Source organism: Micromonospora sp. NPDC002411, assembly GCF_053592955.1.
Map to the genome: position 1 here is coordinate 1 of NZ_JBSFBM010000515.1, position 3283 is coordinate 3283.

Sequence of the window (3283 nt, forward strand, 5' to 3'; positions counted from 1 at the left end):
GCGCGGGACGCCTGCTGATGCTGCGCCAACCGCCCGGCAAGGGCTGGTCCCTCCCCGCCGGTCTGCTGAACCGCGGCGAGGCACAGGTGACGTGCAGGACGACGCCGGCGAGCAGCAGCAGGGCCGCGGCCGGGACGATGAGCCGCAGCGCGGCCGGCAACCCAGCCTGGAGCGGACCGCCGATGAGGCGGGCGGTCTCCGCTTCGCGGGTCGCGACGGTCCCCAGGTGCAGGTCGGCGGCCCGTTCGGTGGCACCGGGCCCGGCCGGGTGACCGACCCACCAGGCATCGACCGGGAACGTCAGGTCGCCGGTGACGACGCGAGCGCGGGACAGCGTGTCCAGGTCGGCGAGGACGGCGACGGCGCCGGGGGCGGACGGCACGGTCGGCACGACCTCGGCGACGACGACCGGGACGGGCGTGATGCCGACTGTGACGCTGAGCCGGCTGCCCCGGTCGGCACCGACCTCGCTGGCAAAGCGCTCGGAGACCGCGACGGGCACCCGGCCGGGGTCCGGGAAGGCGGTGGCGACGAGGGTCCGGGCGGCGTCCTCGGCACCGCCGAGGTCGACTGTCGCGGCCATCCGCAGCGTCGTTCCCGTCGGCGTGGCGGACACCAGGGCGGTCGGGTCGGTCACCTTGCCCGGGACCGGCGGCGCGGACGTGGCGGTCCAGTCCGATCCGTCGGTGGACTCCGCCGCCGATCCGGCGGGCGGCACGGTGAGCGTGACGGCCATGGCGACGCGTCCGCCGACCGGTTCGGCGGTGACCGGCAGAGCGACCGCGACGAGGCGCAGCCCGTCAGCCGTCGCGCAGGCGGGCAGTCGGACCTCCCGGCCGTCGAGCGGTACGGCGGGACCGGTACAGGACGTGCGGAGGCCGATGGCGTCCTGCAGCAGCAGCCGGGGCGTCACGGCGAGCGGGGTGCCGCCGGTGGTGGTCCCGCTCAGGACGAGCGGGGCGCCGGTCGGGATGGCGAGGCCGGTGACCCGGGTGCGTGGGGCCAACGCGGCGCCCACGTCCGCCCAGCCGCTGTCGCTGTCCAGCCGTCCGCGCAGCAGCGCGTCGGCGCGGGTGGTGTCGACGGCGACCAGGCGTGGCGCGTTGCCGGCGGTGCCGAGCCACTGGCCGACTGAGGTACCACGGCTGAGGACCGGACTCACCACCCCCGCGGTGGCCGCGCTGACGACCGCGCCGTCTCCGGCCACCGGTGTCGTGGTGAGGGTGAGGGCGAGGTCGGTGCCGACGGAGACCGCGGCCTGGTCGCGCTGCGACTGGTGCCAGGTGGTGTCGAAGGCGAGGCCGAAGGTTCCGGCCGCGCAGGCCAGCCCGACGAGCAGCCCGGCGGCGACCGCCTGGGGACGGCGGGCGGCCTCGGCGACAGCCAGTGGAAGCGCCAGCCCGCGGGCGCGGTACGCCAGCCGGTCGACGCCACGCAGGGCGGGCAACACCACCCGGAGAGCCAGGGCGGCGCCTGCGGTGAGCAGCAGCGCCGGCGCGAGCACCCGCACCGCGTCGGCGCGTGGGCTGGCGGCGGTGGGCTGCGCGTACAGCTGCCACCATCCGACGGCGGCGAACACCGCGAGCATCAGGTCGGCGCCGGACCGGGCCAGCAGTTCGCGGCGGGTGCGCCGGTCGCCGGCCGCCGGGACGGGCCGGATCGCCAGGACGGTGAGGACGGCGGCGAGTACCAGCGCGCCGCCGGCGACCGCGAGGACCTGGGCGCCGATGATGGCCGGCCGGGCGGTCAGGCCGACGCCGTCCAACGGCGGTAGGTGGGTCAGGCCGGCGTGCAGGGCCGACGAGGCCGGTATCGCGAGCGCGGCGGCGACGACGGCGACGAGTCCGGCCTCGAGTGTCGCGGTGGCGGCGAGCTGGCGACGACTGGTGCCCAGGGCGGACCGCAGGGCGGTCTCGTCGGAGCGTAGGCCAGCGGTCAGTCGGCCGGCGAGGACGAGTGCCGTAGCGGCCAGCACACCGCCGAGGACGGCGACGGCGAGCACGACGGCGGCGGTGACACGCCGTTGGTCGTCGGCGGCCCGTAGGGTCAGCGGCAGCTCGGAGGAGACACGGGCGAGCTGGACGCGGTCGCCGAGGGTGCCGGCCAGCCGGCGGTCGGCACTCTGGACGGCCCCGGCCACGGCCTCCAGGTCGCGGCGGTTGTTGTGGGACAGGTCCGGATGGGCGGTGACCTCCATCCGGTCGACGGTGGCACCCGTGGTGGCCAGGTCGGCGAGGTCGACGAGGAACGGGCCGTAGGCGTTGACCGGCTGCATGAACCGGCCGTCCCGGTAGCCGATGGCCGAGCCGGCCGCGCCCAGCGGGTCGCGGTCCCAGCCGCGCCCCGGCAGCGGGCGTACGACACCGACGACTGTCACGTCGAGGGCCGGGACGGGCGGGTGGGCCAGCTCGGCGCCGAGTCGCACCCGGCGACCGGGGGTGAGGTCGAGCAGCTGGGCGGTGGACTCCAGCAGCACCGCGTCGCCCGGCTGTCGTGGCCAGTGCCCGGTGACCAGCTCGGCTCGGGTCGGCAGATCGTCCAGCCCGGACAGGTACGCCTGGGCCCCGACGGTGGTGCCCGGGGCGAGCGTGGGCGGTAGCGCTCGCAGCACCGTCGACGCCCGCGCGGTCGTCGTCACCGGGAGCGGTGCGAGCGCGGAGGTCACTGCGGTGCGGGTGTCGGCGGCGACGGAGGACACGTCCGGGCCCTCGACAGTGCCGGTGTAGACGGTCACGTCGACGGCGGCGGGGGCGGCGCGGGCCATGGCGACCTGCAGCGCCCGCTCGGCGGTGCGGGTGACCAGCAGGGTGCAGGTGCCCAGCAGTGTCGCGCCGATCGTGACGACCCCGAGGAGCGCGGCCAGCAACGGCCACTGCGCGCGGGCGCGCCGGCTGACCAGCCTCAGCATCGTCGCGTCACCTGACATCCGGCACGGGCTGGTACGACTGCCCGGCGGCCTGTTCGTCGAGGTGCCCGTCGTGGATGCGGATCACCCGGTCGGCCAGGGCCATCATCACCGCGTCGTGCGTCGACACCAGGACGGTGACGCCTTCGGACTCCACTATGCCGCGCAGCAGGGCCATCACCGACAGGCCCGTCTCGGCGTCCAGTTGCCCGGTGGGCTCGTCGGCGAGCAGTAGGCGGGGCGAGGCGGCCAGCGCGCGGGCGATCGCCACCCGCTGCTGCTGGCCGCCGGACAGCTCGGCCGGACGACGAGGACGAGGACGACCCGGACTTGTCGCCGGACGACGACTCGGACTTCGCCGGCGTGCTGGCCGTGCCG

Annotated in this window: 1 protein-coding gene and 1 pseudogene; one reads left to right on the top strand and one right to left on the bottom strand. The window is 76.4% G+C overall.

The genetic code is table 11. From position 1 onward, the window contains the following. Positions 1-98, top strand: a pseudogene (locus ACWCO3_RS33185) (NUDIX hydrolase); the annotation flags it as partial. Between the two features lie 2817 nt (positions 99-2915). On the opposite strand, the gene ACWCO3_RS33190 reads toward ACWCO3_RS33185, so the two are convergent. Further along, positions 2916-3283, bottom strand: a 368-nt coding sequence (locus ACWCO3_RS33190) for an ATP-binding cassette domain-containing protein (protein WP_450013884.1), incomplete at its 5' end; no start/stop codon positions are given.